The 13,878-nt window shown below is 36.9% G+C and carries 14 protein-coding genes and 4 pseudogenes; 14 read left to right on the top strand and 4 right to left on the bottom strand.

Features of this window, described 5'->3' with window-relative positions:
• Positions 1–29 precede the first annotated feature (29 nt).
• Positions 30–1,145 (top strand): Fic family protein, encoded by a 1,116-nt coding sequence (locus Q9R21_RS13660; protein WP_004897634.1) that lies wholly within the window; start codon positions 30–32, stop codon positions 1,143–1,145.
• A gap of 507 nt (positions 1,146–1,652) precedes the next feature.
• A complete protein-coding gene (locus Q9R21_RS13650) occupies positions 1,653–2,879 on the top strand; it encodes a replication initiation protein (protein WP_004897636.1) in 1,227 nt (408 codons plus the stop codon).
• A gap of 189 nt (positions 2,880–3,068) precedes the next feature.
• Here Q9R21_RS13650 and Q9R21_RS13645 read toward each other — a convergent pair whose 3' ends face one another.
• A complete protein-coding gene (locus Q9R21_RS13645; protein ID WP_004809604.1) occupies positions 3,069–3,539 on the bottom strand; it encodes an IS5/IS1182 family transposase in 471 nt (156 codons plus the stop codon).
• Entirely contained in the window at positions 3,487–3,897 is a 411-nt protein-coding gene (locus Q9R21_RS13640) for a transposase family protein (protein WP_171054439.1), read from the bottom strand. The genes Q9R21_RS13645 and Q9R21_RS13640 overlap by 53 nt, the downstream gene beginning before the upstream one ends.
• A gap of 309 nt (positions 3,898–4,206) precedes the next feature.
• Between Q9R21_RS13640 and Q9R21_RS13635 the strand changes: the two genes are divergently transcribed.
• The 3 genes and pseudogenes from Q9R21_RS13635 to Q9R21_RS13625 form a co-directional block, all read left to right on the top strand.
• Positions 4,207–4,644: a GNAT family N-acetyltransferase gene (locus Q9R21_RS13635; protein WP_004897640.1), complete on the top strand. Its 438-nt coding sequence runs from the start codon at positions 4,207–4,209 to the stop codon at positions 4,642–4,644.
• A gap of 129 nt (positions 4,645–4,773) precedes the next feature.
• Positions 4,774–5,933 (top strand): annotated as a pseudogene (locus tag Q9R21_RS13630) (IS3 family transposase).
• A gap of 35 nt (positions 5,934–5,968) precedes the next feature.
• Positions 5,969–6,214, top strand: a pseudogene (locus tag Q9R21_RS13625) (helix-turn-helix domain-containing protein); the annotation flags it as partial.
• A gap of 41 nt (positions 6,215–6,255) precedes the next feature.
• Here Q9R21_RS13625 and Q9R21_RS13620 read toward each other — a convergent pair.
• Entirely contained in the window at positions 6,256–6,627 is a 372-nt protein-coding gene (locus Q9R21_RS13620) for a hypothetical protein (RefSeq protein WP_004897646.1), read from the bottom strand.
• A gap of 171 nt (positions 6,628–6,798) precedes the next feature.
• Between Q9R21_RS13620 and Q9R21_RS13615 the strand changes: the two genes are divergently transcribed.
• The 7 genes from Q9R21_RS13615 (at position 6,799) to Q9R21_RS13585 (ending at position 11,964) form a co-directional block, all read left to right on the top strand.
• Complete coding sequence (locus tag Q9R21_RS13615; protein ID WP_000246756.1) at positions 6,799–7,044, top strand: type II toxin-antitoxin system RelB/DinJ family antitoxin; 246 nt, start codon at positions 6,799–6,801, stop codon at positions 7,042–7,044.
• Positions 7,034–7,327: a type II toxin-antitoxin system RelE/ParE family toxin gene (locus tag Q9R21_RS13610; protein ID WP_004897647.1), complete on the top strand. Its 294-nt coding sequence runs from the start codon at positions 7,034–7,036 to the stop codon at positions 7,325–7,327. The genes Q9R21_RS13615 and Q9R21_RS13610 overlap by 11 nt, the downstream gene beginning before the upstream one ends.
• Before the next feature lie 214 nt (positions 7,328–7,541).
• Positions 7,542–7,985 (top strand): hypothetical protein, encoded by a 444-nt coding sequence (locus tag Q9R21_RS13605; RefSeq protein ID WP_311204697.1) that lies wholly within the window; start codon positions 7,542–7,544, stop codon positions 7,983–7,985.
• A gap of 48 nt (positions 7,986–8,033) precedes the next feature.
• The gene (locus Q9R21_RS13600) at positions 8,034–9,899 is read left to right on the top strand and encodes a copper resistance system multicopper oxidase (RefSeq protein WP_180087574.1); all 1,866 of its coding nucleotides are present in this window, start codon (positions 8,034–8,036) and stop codon (positions 9,897–9,899) included.
• Complete coding sequence (locus Q9R21_RS13595; protein ID WP_004897649.1) at positions 9,886–10,224, top strand: hypothetical protein; 339 nt, start codon at positions 9,886–9,888, stop codon at positions 10,222–10,224. Before Q9R21_RS13600 ends, Q9R21_RS13595 begins: the two co-directional genes overlap by 14 nt.
• The gene (locus Q9R21_RS13590) at positions 10,211–11,155 is read left to right on the top strand and encodes a copper resistance protein B (protein ID WP_104510421.1); all 945 of its coding nucleotides are present in this window, start codon (positions 10,211–10,213) and stop codon (positions 11,153–11,155) included. Before Q9R21_RS13595 ends, Q9R21_RS13590 begins: the two co-directional genes overlap by 14 nt.
• 275 nt (positions 11,156–11,430) lie before the next feature.
• Positions 11,431–11,964, top strand: coding sequence for an SMI1/KNR4 family protein (locus Q9R21_RS13585; RefSeq protein WP_004896928.1), 534 nt, complete (start codon positions 11,431–11,433; stop codon positions 11,962–11,964).
• Positions 11,965–12,153: 189 nt separating this feature from the next.
• Here Q9R21_RS13585 and Q9R21_RS13580 read toward each other — a convergent pair.
• Positions 12,154–12,231, bottom strand: a pseudogene (locus Q9R21_RS13580) (DNA-binding protein); the annotation flags it as partial.
• Positions 12,232–12,434: 203 nt separating this feature from the next.
• Between Q9R21_RS13580 and Q9R21_RS13575 the strand changes: the two are divergent.
• On the top strand, positions 12,435–13,001 hold the full coding sequence (locus tag Q9R21_RS13575) for a recombinase family protein (protein WP_004812033.1): 567 nt from the start codon (positions 12,435–12,437) through the stop codon (positions 12,999–13,001).
• A 557-nt stretch (positions 13,002–13,558) separates the two neighbouring features.
• Positions 13,559–13,680, top strand: a pseudogene (locus tag Q9R21_RS14850) (cation transporter); the annotation flags it as partial.
• Positions 13,681–13,878: the final 198 nt, after the last annotated feature.

Below are 13,878 nucleotides of genomic sequence, written 5' to 3'. Positions count from 1 at the left end.
CTCATTCAGAATGAATAAAGAAACCTGAAATGCAAAAATGGATCTGGCAAAGAAAAAACTGGACAGAATTTAGATGGCAAGATGGTCTGATCTTGCCAAAGACCAGACTTATTCATAAAAAGATGGGAGTTATTCTGGGCCAAAGCCAGTGTACGCTTGATATAGAGAATTGGTTTATTGAAAACCTGGTAAGGGAACTTGGGGCTTCTTTCGCTATAGAAAATGAGAGCTTAAATGGCTCCCTTATATATGCTTCTCTTGCCGAATCTTTTGAGATCAAGGGTGGGCAATCCTGTAGAAAGGATACTTATTATGAAAATTTGGGAAACCTCATATTTGATCTGTTAAACAATACAGAACTTCCTCTAACTTTTGAGCGTTTGATGCAATGGCATCAATGGCTGTTTAGCACTCCTCAAGGCAAAAGCCAAGACTTGCATGTTGGCGAACTAAGACGTCCCGGAACTATTATGCAGGTTGTTTCTGGCTCTGCTGATTACCTGAATATACATTTTGAGGCTCCTCCACGAAATGGATTAGAAGAACAATTAAAGGCATTTATTGAATGGTTTAATGACAGTAGAACAGATGTACTACTTGATCCACTCTTGCGTGCAGCGATAACCCATTTGTGGTTTGTGACGATGCATCCGTTTGAAGATGGAAATGGCCGTATGACTCGACTGTTAACCCATTTAGCATTGGCTCAGGTGGATCCATCAAGTATCCGTTGCTATGCGATGTCACCAATAATCTTTGTCAGGCGTGAAAGTTATTATGAGATTCTTGAACGGTCTCAAAAGGGGCATACAGATATTACCGGTTGGCTGGTATGGTTTCTCGATACTTTGGATGAGAGCCTTGAGGTTACTTTAAAACATATTCAACCAGTTTTATTGAAGAATCAGTTCTGGCAAAAAAATGCGAATCTTGATTTGCATGAAAACCAGCGTGAAGTCCTGGATTATTTAATAGATAAAAGTGCAAAGGGGCATGAATCTGAGGTGAGTGCAGCTGAATATCAGAAGATAGCCAAAGTAAGTAAAGCAACGGCAACACGCCATTTAACTGATTTATTAGATAAAGGTTGTCTTATCAAACTAGAAAGGGGCGGACGCAGTACTCGCTATCAGCTGTCCTGTTAATAGCCATATACGAGGCAGCTAGAATAATTATTATAGGTAACGTCTGAAAAGCCACCAAAACTTCACACATCATCATTTTTTGATGGGTCTGTTCATTATCTAATGGAAAGCGCTAACCACTGAAACCATTGCTGCATTTTGCATTGTAAAAAACTTGAGTATATTCAAATAAATCAAAATCTGCTTCAGTTCTTGATTTATAAATTTTCTGCTTGATCCTCTTTCGCTTGAACAATTAAAAGAAACTCACAGCAACAGCAATTTTAACTAATTAAAAGGTCTCCACAAAGTCGGTGACTATCCAGGTCATGTAATACCACTCTAAAACATTATAAGAAATCTTCATTCTTTCAACTCAAGCCAACATTTTTTTCCTAAATCTCACCATTGGAGAAGTCATTTTTTTGAATTTAGTAGACTCCAAAAAGAGGCTCTTTAAAGCTTTTTAATGGATAGAAATTTATAAAAATTTCTAAAAAATTCAGGCAGGAATAAAGCAGGTTATTCATGAGTTTGTATATGGATTGTTTACTTGAGCAAAAGAAAGATCACTCAATTAAATCGTATATGCCTAAGGACATTGAAGACTTTCTGATCAGAAATTTACCAAAAGTGATGCTTTGCTCATCAAGTTTAAAAACAGATAATCCGAGATCTTACCCGCTTGAAAAGTATCGCGCTTTGAAACATGAACATATTCAGCCAAATCATGAAAATATGCTGAACTTCATGATCATAGACAGTGATATAAATAGTCCTGACGCTTATCTGGACTTACCATGCCCATTTCCAAATATGGTTGTGATCAACCCTGAAACGGGTCATTGCCAATTATGGTACTTTTTAGAAAAGGGTGTTTCACGTAGCTTTAAGTCACGACGCAAGTGCCAAGACTACTATTTCAAGACTTTATTCAAACTGACAGCCATCCACAATGGTGATGCTGCATACAATGGTACGCTGGCAAGAAGTCCTTTTAATCCCAAACATATCTGTTTATACCCTCGAGTGAAGCCTTATACGCTCAATGAATTGAACCAAGGCATGGGAGTATCAAAATTGGATTATGAAAAGGATAATCCCGACAAATCTGAAGCTTTTCTGCTAATTCAAAAATACTGCCTACAAAACAAACAAATTTCTGAAACTATGGGCTTTGGCCGGAACTGCACGATTTTTGATATTTTACGGGTAAAAGCGTACAAGCTGCACGAGAAGTATGTGAGCGAAACTGACTTTGCATTCACTTTACAGGGTGAAGCCCAAGAAATTAACCAAAACTACTTTCCAAATAATTTGTTATCAGATAATGAGCTTAAGCATATGGCAAAAAGTATTGCCCGATACTGTTTTAAAAATATGCACTATCAGGAATCCGCTCCATGGTTTAGGGAACGGCAAAAAGCACGTGGGGCGCGAGGTGGTGAAGTACGATCAAGTCACTATGAAGGCGCCCGGAAAAAGTGTTTTGACCTATACATGCAAGATCCCTCTCTAAAAGCAACTGAGATCGCTCAAGCGTGTGGTGTATCAGAACGTACCATTCGAACCTACATAAAAAAAATTAAAGAGGATCAGGAACCAACTGTGGAATTAATTGATTATTCTGCTTATACAAATAAAGAACTTGCAACTCTCCTGGAGGTTTCTGTTCGTACAGTTCAGCGCAAACGTGTAGCAGCAAAGCTGGAAGCAGAAAGAGCCTTAAAACGTGCTTATTCACATACGGGATGACAAATTGGCAAATGGCCATTCAGCTAAATCTTGGTTTATTATAATTAATTTTGATATACATATTATTTTTATTAATTAATTACTAAAAATACCGTAAAGGTATATCTTATGAAACTGGATATTTTTACTGTGTGCCGAGATATTGATTTTGAACAAGTGATTTCATACTAAATAGACCTCTTTCATAAATCATTTTTTGCTCAGTTCCAAGTTGTAGATTCCAGCGATTAAATTGAATCTCAAACCAAGCCTTTTACCTCTATTTCGATAACGTTCAGCAAGGATTTTGAAGGTTTTCAGGCTGCCAAATACATGCTCAATTCCGATTCTTCTTTTATTGATTTCTTGATTATAGATTTTCAATTCAGGATCCAATTTACAGTGTCTTTTGGCTTTTAATGGCAACAGGCTATTCGGATACAACACATAAATCCCCTGATAGCCTTTATCTGCAAGGATAAAAGCCCCAAAAGGAATCTGGTTTAAATTACGTTTGAACAACTCGAAATCATGCACTGCACCGCGACTGGTACATAAACTCAGAATTTGCTGAGTTTTGTAGTGAATCATGGCCTGTACTTTAAAGGTATGGGTCTTTTTCTTGCCGCTATAGCTTTTCTTCTGTTTTTTTAGGCCTTTGGATTGGAATTTCCGTGGCATCCACGATCACAACATTCCAGTCGATGCCTTCGCCCTCGGGTAAATCTTTGGGTAAATTAAACAGATTGGACCGAATCAGGCAGTCTTCAACATGACGGACAATTCTTGAGGCTGTGGGCTCTGAAACCCCGTAACTCGTCGCAACGTGAAATAAGGTTCGGTATTCCCGCCAATAGCTCAGACAGAGCAGAACCTGATCCTCCAGGCTTAACTTGGGCGGTCTGCCTTTGGCAGAGACATGCTTCTGCAATTGCTCAACCATCAAATAGAAAGTTGACCATGAGATGCCTGTGTATCGCTTGAACTGAGGATCAGAAAGCTTGTTTGAATCGATGTATTTCATCCGCAGATTATGCACGAATGCCAAGAAATCCGAAGTGCAAATATTAACCAAAAAGAAGATCGTTTTTTGATTTATGAAAGAGATCTAATGAATAGCTTGAAAGGCACTTAAATATTCAGAAAATATTTATAAAGCTTAGGCTATATTCAAAATTAGTTATGGAACATTAATATTTGTTCAAATTAAATTTGAATTTTTACATTAGCTATAATGCATGATAATTATTATATTAAAGAATAATCTTTTGTATATAAATAATTTAAAATCAATAGTTTGAAAAAAACTAAAGATATCGTATGATACTTTTTTTTATGAGTTTTAAATATGCTAATCAGTGCTCAAGAACAAGACTACATATTGAAATCAATGGAACAATATATTTCTTCGACCCTCGGCTATACTCTTGAGAAATTAAGATTTCCCATTGATTTTGGTTTTACAGATCCTGAAGGTACTGCTAGATGTACTCTTTTTTTCTGTCAAGACTTGGACGATATCTATCTCAGATTTAGATGTTATGAAGGTGAAAAATTGATCGAAATTGCAAAAGTAGGATTTAATAAAGTCAAAAATGGTAATGGAACAGCATTGCTATTAACGTTGCTAGATATTGCTGAAAAATATGAATATGAGAGAATTTTTATTGAATCTCCAAACGAAAACAGCACAGCTTTTGCAGAAAAATTGGGTTTTGATAAGACGATGAATATAACTCCAGCAGATTTAAAGCTCAGCTTAAAAGTTCGCAGTATGAAGTTATAGTCTGACTAAAATGATACGACTCTTCTAAACTAAAAAAACTGATTTAAGCAATCAGCTTCTCTTGGACTTGGACTGCCACCACTCTCCTAGACAAATTTCGTCTATTCTTTTTGCATAGGAGAGAACATTATGAGTGGACAACGATACACCCCAGAATTTAAAGAAGAAGCTGTTAAATTGATTACTGAACGTGGATATTCTGTCACTGATGTGGCAGAACGTTTAGGTGTATCACAGCACAGCATTTATAAATGGCTAAAGGCCGTACAGCCTTTACGCAACAACCCTGATGAACATGAACTACTCGAAGCAAAGAAAGAGATCCTTCGTCTTAAAAGTCAGCTTAAGCAAACTGAAGAAGAGCGGGATATCTTAAAGTGAAAGCACTGCTTTCACGCCGCTTTGCAAGCCTGCCCGAGTAAAGTATCAGTTTATCCTTGAGTACAGCCATCAATTTAAGATTAAGACGATGTGTCGGGTTCTTAAGATTGCTCGTGCTGGCTATTATGCCTGGCTACATGAACCCGAATCAGGCAGAACAATTGAAGACAAACGGTTATTACAACTGATCCGTTCTTCTTATGATGCCAGTTATGGTATCTATGGTTATCGTCGCATCACGCTGGATCTTAAAGAGCTAGGTGAAAGCTGTGGACCGAATCGTGTGCTGAAGATCATGAAGAACAATGGCATTGCCGCTGTTCGAGGATATAAGAAGCATAAAAGCTATGGTCGTGGTCGTCCTCAGATTGTGCCACCTAACCATTTAAATCGAGAATTTGTTGTAAACACACCTGATACCTCGTGGGTGACTGATATTATCTACATCCGCACTTGGCAAGGCTGGTATATCTGGCTGTGGTTCTCGATTTATATTCAAGGAAAGTCATCGGTTGGTCAATGAAACCTACGCTTGCCAAGGATATCGTTTTGGATGCCCTTTTAATGGCGGTATGGCGACGCAGACCCAATGAACCTGTGATCATACACTCAGACCAAGGCTCACAATACAGTAGCGGAGACTGGCAGAAATTCTGTCAGAAGCATAATTTAGTTCCGAGTATGAGTCGTAGAGGCCTTGCGCAGTATACTGCTCATGGGACAATGCTGTTGCTGAATCCTTTTTTAGCAGCTTAAAGAAGGAAAGAATTAAAAAGAGGATCTATAAAACACGAGAAATGGCGCGTGCAGATGTATTTGATTATATCGAGATGTTTTACAATCGAATCAGGCGTCATTCGCATCTCGATGGGATGAGTCCAGAAGCCTTTGAGGCAGCTTCAAAATGAGGCCGTCTCGTGTCTAGGATACTGGGAGCAGTCCACTCATCAACAATATGTTGATTGATCTCCTGGCAACAATGGCTCGCCTAGACAATGAGAAACGTATAGAACGTATTAAGCAGGGCCTGACACGTTCGGGTTACAAGCCAACAGGTAAGAAAGCCAATGAGGCTAAGCACAAACGAATAAAAGAATTGCTAGCAGCTGGCAATATGACTAAGGAAGAAATTGCCAAAGCAGTGAATTGTGGAGTTGCAACTGTCTATCGAGTTGCTAAAGTTATCTAAAAGGGGCTTAACCGCCATTATGTTAAATAGGGCTTGTAAAATTATTCTTCAATAGAATTTCCATCAAGGTCATATAGCTTTACTTCTCTTGCACCAGTATTAAAAAATAACTCCTTAAAAGCTCGTATTTCAATCTTAGTTAAACTACCTTGTATCGGCTCCATTATTTGGACAATCGTAATAGGAGCTGTAAACTTGAAAAAAGATAAACCGTTAGAATGGTGTCTCATTAAAGCTTTTAATGTTGTTGTAGCGCTTTCAAAATCTGCCAAAATCATTCTTGGATGATCATAAGGTGATTTAGGAATTTCAGTTGCTTTGGCTATGCCATTCTCTGCCATCAAACTTATACGGTTTTTATAAAAATGTACCCATATCGCTTTAGGATATTTTTTTAAATCGTCTCTTATCATTTTAGTTCTTAACTTGGATGCTCATTTAATTATAAATATATATTTTTTTTAATTTCAATTGGATAATTCTTAATTTCTTCTAAAATTAACATAATACGGATTATGCGAAGTAGACTTGTAATGCAATTTGCATTACACTATTCCTAGTACATTAAATACTTGGGAAATATGATGGCTACTGTTAACTTCAGGGTCGATGAAGCCCTTAAAGAAAAATCTTATTCAATCCTTAAAGAGCAAGGTATTGCACCTACGGATTTCTTCACTAGTATTCTTGAGTATGTTGCTACGACTGGGAAACTGCCTGTCAAAAAAGCTTTGCTTTCGGAAGAAGATGAAGAATTATTAGCTCTTGTCCGTAAGCGCATTAATGATCCTAAAGAGATGTTTGAGGAAGTCACATTAGATGACTTATAAGCTTTTACGTCACAAGGACTTTACAGCAGAATGGGAAAAACTCCCTGTTGCTATACGAGATCAATTTAAAAAGAAACTAGCCAAAGTCATAGAGCAGCCACATATTCCAAAGAATATGCTTAGAGGCGATCTTGCAGGTTGCTATAAAATCAAATTATTAAAAGCTGGTATCCGACTTGTCTATCAAGTTAAAGATGATCAGGTAGTTATCCTGCTCATTACCGTCGGAAAACGAGCTGATAGCATAGTTTATGACGAAGCGAAAAAGCGAATTAAAGACTAAAAATGGGAGCTTATAGCTCCCATTTTTGCCTTCGTATAAGGTGTATTATGTTAATTTTAGAGAAACTACTAAATTATATTGAGTTGTAAATAGTTGAAATTCCGTTAAGATATATTGGATTAAATTCTATTCCTAGATAGCATTCGTGTTGACTCATCTCTCCAAAAAACTTTGGTTTTGTTTTCTTATGGTTTTTGCCATAGGATGGAGTAGTGTGTCTGTTGCATCAGTAAAGATAATGCATATCAATATGCAAACTGAAATGAGCCAAGATCATTGTTTAGATCAAGCACAGCAAGTCACTCAACATGGTATTAATCACGAAGTACAGACGAATACCGATTGCCATAATCATTTAGTTATTAATCACGAAGTACAGACGAATACCGATTGCCATAATCATTTAGTTATTAATCACGAAGTACAGACGAATACCGATTGCCATAATCATTTAGCTATTAATCAGAATATAGATCACAAAAAGTGTCAGGAATGTTCTAGCTTATCCTGCCAGACACAGATCTCATGTCTTCATTCTTTGCAAAGCTCGCTAGATCCCCTAGATACCTTCTATTCTATAGATCAGCCTAATTTTTATTACCTCAACCAATATCTAAATGGGTATTGGCAAGAAATTTCACGTCCTCCTAAAACTTAACCAATTTTTTTTAAAATTTATTTATTTTTCAAAAATTAAGGTTAAGTTATGTCTCATAAAATTAGTTCGTACCTATTAGCAGGTATTTGTTTTGCATCGTCGCCTTTGGTTTTTGCCGAAGTGCGTGAATATCAGCTTGTTATTGATGAAGCAGTGGTCAGCCCAACTGGAAAGCCTGTAAAGCGCATTACCGTAAATGGTCAATTTCCTGCGCCTTTGCTTGAGTTTGAAGAGGGTGATGAAGCCATCATTCGCGTGAAAAATAATTTAAAAAACCAAGATTCTTCTATTCATTGGCACGGACTGTTGTTGCCGGGCATTATGGATGGTGTACCGGGATTTAATGGTTTTAACGGTATTAAGCCTCAAAGCGAGTATGTTTATAAATTCAAGATTCGCCAAAGCGGGACTTATTGGTATCACGCTCATTCTAAAGGACAGGAACAGGACGGCTTATATGGTTCTTTTGTGATTTATCCAAAAGGTAAAACACCATTGGCAGCACATGAAAAAGCTGAACGTGACTATGTGGTGATGTTGTCAGATTTTCATGAAAAAACCAGTGATCAAATTCAGAAAGATCTTAAAATTTCAGCTGAATATTATCAAAATCAGCGTGAAACCTTGGGTGATGTTTGGAAGCAGGTTAAACGTGATGGCATAAAAGCGACATGGTCTGACCGCAAAATGTGGAATCAGATGCGTATGCTAAAAACCGACATGTCGGATGTTACAGGTTATACCTTCCTCATTAATGGCAAAACACCTGAACAAAATTGGACAGGAATGTTTAAACCGAATGAAAAAATTCGCCTACGTTTTGTGAATGCATCTGCGATGTCTTTCTACGATGTCCGTATTCCTAACTTGAAAATGACTGTGGTCAGTGCTGATGGTCAGCCTGTAAAACCTGTTGCTGTGGATGAGTTTCGTATTGGCACAGCTGAAACTTATGATGTGATTGTGGAGCCAAAAGGCGGACATTATCAAATTGAAGCTGAGTCAATTGACCGTGCAGGCTATGCGATTGGTACACTGCACAATGAATTAAATCCTATGACACATGGCATTCATATGCCTGCACCACGTCCACGCTCACTTTTGACCATGGAAGATATGGGACATGGTGGCGGTGATCATGCAGGAATGGATCATTCGAAAATGAACCACGGCAATATGCAAGGCATGGATCACTCGAAAATGGATCATTCAAAAATGAACCATGGCGATATGCAAGGCATGGATCACTCGAAAATGGATCATTCAAAAATGAACCATGGCGATATGCAAGGCATGGATCACTCGAAAATGGATCATTCACAGCATGGCACAGCAAAACCACAAGAAAATGATCAAGTGGTTTATGGTTGGGCAAATGCATCTACACCTGCGGGCAATAAAGCCTTGCAATATAGTGATTTAAAATCTTTAGAACCGCAAAAAGATACTCGTGAAGCTAGCAGTGAATTAGTAGTGCGTTTGGGCGGTACTATGGAGCGTTATATTTGGACGATTAACGGTAAAAAATTCAGCGATGCTGAGCCATTAAAAGTGAAGTATGGCGAGCGTATCCGTATCAAATTTATTAATGACAGTATGATGGCGCACCCCATGCATTTACATGGCATGTTTATGCAGTTGGAGAATGGTCAAGAGTCGGTAGATATGCCGAATAAACACACATTGATTGTACCACCGGGTAAAACAGTGACTGCTTTATTAACTGCGGATGAGTTGGGCGAATGGGCAATCCATTGTCATTTGTTGTATCACATGAGTGCAGGAATGATGAACAAGTTGATCGTGGCAAATGTTAGCGATGAACAAGTGTCTACAACGCCAATTCAAGGTACAAATTCGACTCAAACTCACCAAGTAACTGAGCAAAAAGGAGCTGGACATGCACATCACTAATTTTGTATTTAAAGCGTTTTTTTCTGTTGCGGTATTGAGTTTAACAAGCTTAAGTTTGGCGCACGAAGGGCATCATTCAACTGCTCAGACTGATGGAAAAAATGTACCATCAATGAATCATCAAGCGATGTCTGAGATGGATCATTCACAGCATTCTCCACAAGAGCATGCACAACACATGCAGATGATGGGGAAAATGAATCATGCTGCACATTCAGCACCGATGAACCATCAACATGCAGGTCATCAGCCAATGCATCACAAATCAACAGAGAAACAGCAAGATCAAAAAGTACAGAAAGGAGATCAACATGCGCACCATTAATCTTTTTTCTAAAACTGTTTTAGCAAGCTCTTTGTTGATGGTCAGTGCAGTGAGTTTGGCACATAATGGTGAAGATCATAGTGCGCCTGAAAAAATGACAGTTGCTACATCTTCTAGTCAAAATCAGCCGATGCAAATGGATCGCTCTCAAATGAACCATAGCCAAATGAATCAGGCACAACATCAGGCAACATCTACGGTTAATCATTCACATCATGTACCAGATGCGAATGCTCAGCAGAGTTCGCATTATGATCATCGCTCAGAACACGGTGCGCAAATTTATGCGATTACGACAGTGGACAATAAGTGGCTTGTCAATGAAGATGGCACAGGTGATTTAAAGTCAGAGTTTGAAACCCGTATTGGCACAGATGAAAATAAGGTTTTTATTAAAATTCATGCCGATAAAGAAGAATCGCATGATGCACATTATGATGCCAAACTTTTATATAGCCGTATGATTTCAGACTTTTGGGATGCACAAATTGGTGCACGTTATCGTAGTGAAAAAGTTGAACTCAATGATCATCGCAAAGACACCGAAGAAAATGTTGATGCGGTGATTGGCTTACATGGTATGGCGCCATATTTCTTTGAAACTGATGCTTATCTCTATGCGGGAGAAGACAATTATGCGGGCTTTAGCCTAGAAACGGAACGTGATTTTCTGATTACGCAAAAGTTGATTATTCAACCTTATTTAGAGTTGGATGCTATCTTTAGTGATGACTCTAAATATGCGAAAAAAACTGGTTTAAGCAGTGCAACCGCAGGGTTTGAAACTCGCTATGAAATCAGTAAAAAGATCATGCCGTATATCGACATTGCCTATGAGTATTCAAAAGGTAATGATGAAACGTCGTGGCAAATAGAATCAAACTCTGAGAAAGGTTGGTTATATGGAGCTGGTGTTAGATTTAGATTTTAATTAATTTAATGATTACTAAATAGCTTTATTTAAATAAAACTCTAGCTTAATGTGGCCGGAAGCAAAATGTTAACTTATTTTGCTTCCTTCCATTTAACATAATGGGTGTTATACGCAATAAAAAAACCTGGGCACCAACCCAGGTCTAAAATTTAAAAAACAGATAAATATCAGTGCAATAAATTCAATTTTCTAATTTCGCATAACGGCCATTATGTTAAATGGAAATCTAAATTCCTAATTTATACTATAAAAAAATTAATTGAGCAGATTACATGAATATTGATGTCTACACAGATCATGGCCAAATTGATAGAAAAATTATTGAAGATTATGCTGAGTCTATTGGTTATAAATTCCCTAAGTCTTATGTTGAATTACTGAGTAAACACAATGGATTAACTCCTCAAAATAACTATTTTGAGTTTTTAGATCATAACAATGAGTTTACAGATAGAGACGTATATTTTTATAGCTACGGATATGAAGAAATAGAAATTTGGGATGAGGAAGATCGTAAAAAGTATGAGGATTCCATCAAAAAAGATGAAGCAATTGAATTAAATCAGCCTGATGAATACATGTATGAGTTTATGGATAAACACATAGTGATTTTCGGAGAATGTGCAGGTGGTGACTTACTAGCTTTTGATTACAGAGATGATCTTGATACTGATGAACCACCTATTACTCTGATTTATCATGATGACCTTATCCAAATATCACCCACTGAAAATAAGTTGAGAACTATAAAATTAGCAGATAACTTCACTTCTTTTATGGCGTTATTGAAAGAGGATAATTTTTAAATTTCCCTAAAATTAACATAATACACCTTATACGAAATGCGTTATAATTCTCTTGAAAATTCAATGCTGTAGTTTCTAGTTGATAGCCCATCTTCCCCAAGATGGGTTTTTTTTATGATTTTTCACGTTCCATGCCTATTATTTAATCAAAGTTTCACAACTTTATTCATATGAGTTAAACAATCGTGGTTAATCATAGGGTCTAAAAAAACGGCTCCAAAAGCCTCTTTTTTCGGATTCTGGTTGTTCAGGGGTAGCAATCTGTTTAGGTGAACCGTACTTGGTTTATTGGAGACAAGTTTTTAAATCTAATTTATGTAACTATAGAGTATACCCTAAAATTACATTTTAAAAGTTCTTAAAAACATGTACCATTTAAATGTTTTTTAATCATAAGTAACATGTAACTTTGGTATTAAAGATTTATAATTTACGAAATTGTTCATTTTTATCCAATTGGGGCGTAAAAAGTGAAAGGCCAAAAAGTAGGCTATGTGCGAGTGAGTTCGGTCGAGCAAAATACGGGACGTCAACTTGAGGGAATTGAAGTCGACCGGATTTTTGTTGACCGTGCTTCAGGTAAAAATACCGACCGACCGAAATTTCAGGAAATGTTGAATTATGTCCGGGAAGGAGACCGGGTGATAGTACATTCCATGGATCGTTTTGCGCGAAGCTTAAAAGATTTGGTGACTGAAGTGGATAAACTGGTCAAACGAGGGATTGCCATCCAGTTTGTAAAAGAAAATATTACTTTTACGGCCCAATCCACCCCGATGGATAATTTGATGCTGCAACTGATGGGTGCTTTTGCACAGTTTGAACGTGAGATCATTTTAGAGCGGCAAAAGGAAGGAATTAAACTTGCCTCTTCTCAAGGGAAGTACAAAGGCCGGGTACATAAATTGAAACCTGATCAGGCTGAAGCTTTGCGACAAGACTGGAAGGAAGGGAAGTACCCTTCAAAAATGGCATTAGGCCAGGCATTTGGAATTAGTCGCCAAGCGGTATATCGGTATTTAAAAGCCGGGAAATAACTCAATTGAAATTGGCGACTATATTTAGTTTAGCTTATGAAAATCGTGAAACGTTGATTAAATAATAAGTGCAGAAAGCAAAGAGTTACTAATTTTATACAATATAAGTTTTTGATTTATAATTAATTAACTCGATTGCAATCTAGCTTTTTCAGCAACGATTTATCTTTTTTAAAATAGTATTAATTTATTTTTTTGAGAACAAACCTTAACAAAATTACAAGTTTGTAATTTTGTCGTCATTCGGATGTATATATTTACTCATTATTATAAGTAAAGATTTTTTTGGTCCAAGATATGATCAGATTCAATAATATGTACATGAAGATTATTTTAGTTATTTTTACTATAGTTTTTTCAACCAGTAGTTTTGCTGATGGGGGACTCCGTTTCTTAGAGAAAAATTTAGAAATAATTAACAAATAATTAACATAGTAATTTAAATTAAAAAGTGATTTATCAGGTGAATTTTAACTATATAAATAATTTATTTAATTTAATAAACCTTTCATAAATCATTTTTTGCTCAGTTCTATGTTGTAAATTCCAGCAATTATCATAGCCACGCGGCTGTTACTGAAGAGAATAGTAAGAAGCTAATATTTACTGTAGGTTTGACCACTACGTTTTAATCGTAGAAATTATAACCGTTTTTATTACTCAAAGTTTAACTTTTGTGATTATCTAAAAACACATAGCGGTCGAATGGCCATATTAACTGACTTAAAATCAGTCGCATACTTTAATGTAGCGGTTCTGATAGCACAAAAGTTCGCAGCATGAAAACGGAACCGGCATAATTGATTTATAGTGAACCCATACACTAAGCATAATGATTTAGAGGACGATAATCCCAATGAAAAAATTCCTTTTAGGA

Origin of the sequence: Acinetobacter sp. RG5 (genome assembly GCF_031844265.1) — a bacterium.
Classification (GTDB): Bacteria; Pseudomonadota; Gammaproteobacteria; order Pseudomonadales; family Moraxellaceae; genus Acinetobacter.
The sequence above is the reverse complement of the archived record's forward strand: the minus strand, read 5'-3'. Positions and strand labels throughout refer to the sequence as shown.

Excerpts from the sequence above, each read along its gene's own strand:
- Q9R21_RS13660 (WP_004897634.1), top strand. The coding sequence starts at position 30 with ATGCAAAAATGGATCTGGCAAAGAAAAAACTGGACAGAATTTAGATGG.
- Q9R21_RS13650 (WP_004897636.1), top strand. The coding sequence starts at position 1,653 with ATGAGTTTGTATATGGATTGTTTACTTGAGCAAAAGAAAGATCACTCA.
- Q9R21_RS13645 (WP_004809604.1), bottom strand. The coding sequence starts at position 3,539 with ATGCCACGGAAATTCCAATCCAAAGGCCTAAAAAAACAGAAGAAAAGC.
- Q9R21_RS13635 (WP_004897640.1), top strand. The coding sequence starts at position 4,207 with ATGCTAATCAGTGCTCAAGAACAAGACTACATATTGAAATCAATGGAA.
- Q9R21_RS13620 (WP_004897646.1), bottom strand. The coding sequence starts at position 6,627 with ATGATAAGAGACGATTTAAAAAAATATCCTAAAGCGATATGGGTACAT.
- Q9R21_RS13615 (WP_000246756.1), top strand. The coding sequence starts at position 6,799 with ATGGCTACTGTTAACTTCAGGGTCGATGAAGCCCTTAAAGAAAAATCT.
- Q9R21_RS13610 (WP_004897647.1), top strand. The coding sequence starts at position 7,034 with ATGACTTATAAGCTTTTACGTCACAAGGACTTTACAGCAGAATGGGAA.
- Q9R21_RS13600 (WP_180087574.1), top strand. The coding sequence starts at position 8,034 with ATGTCTCATAAAATTAGTTCGTACCTATTAGCAGGTATTTGTTTTGCA.
- Q9R21_RS13595 (WP_004897649.1), top strand. The coding sequence starts at position 9,886 with ATGCACATCACTAATTTTGTATTTAAAGCGTTTTTTTCTGTTGCGGTA.
- Q9R21_RS13590 (WP_104510421.1), top strand. The coding sequence starts at position 10,211 with ATGCGCACCATTAATCTTTTTTCTAAAACTGTTTTAGCAAGCTCTTTG.
- Q9R21_RS13585 (WP_004896928.1), top strand. The coding sequence starts at position 11,431 with ATGAATATTGATGTCTACACAGATCATGGCCAAATTGATAGAAAAATT.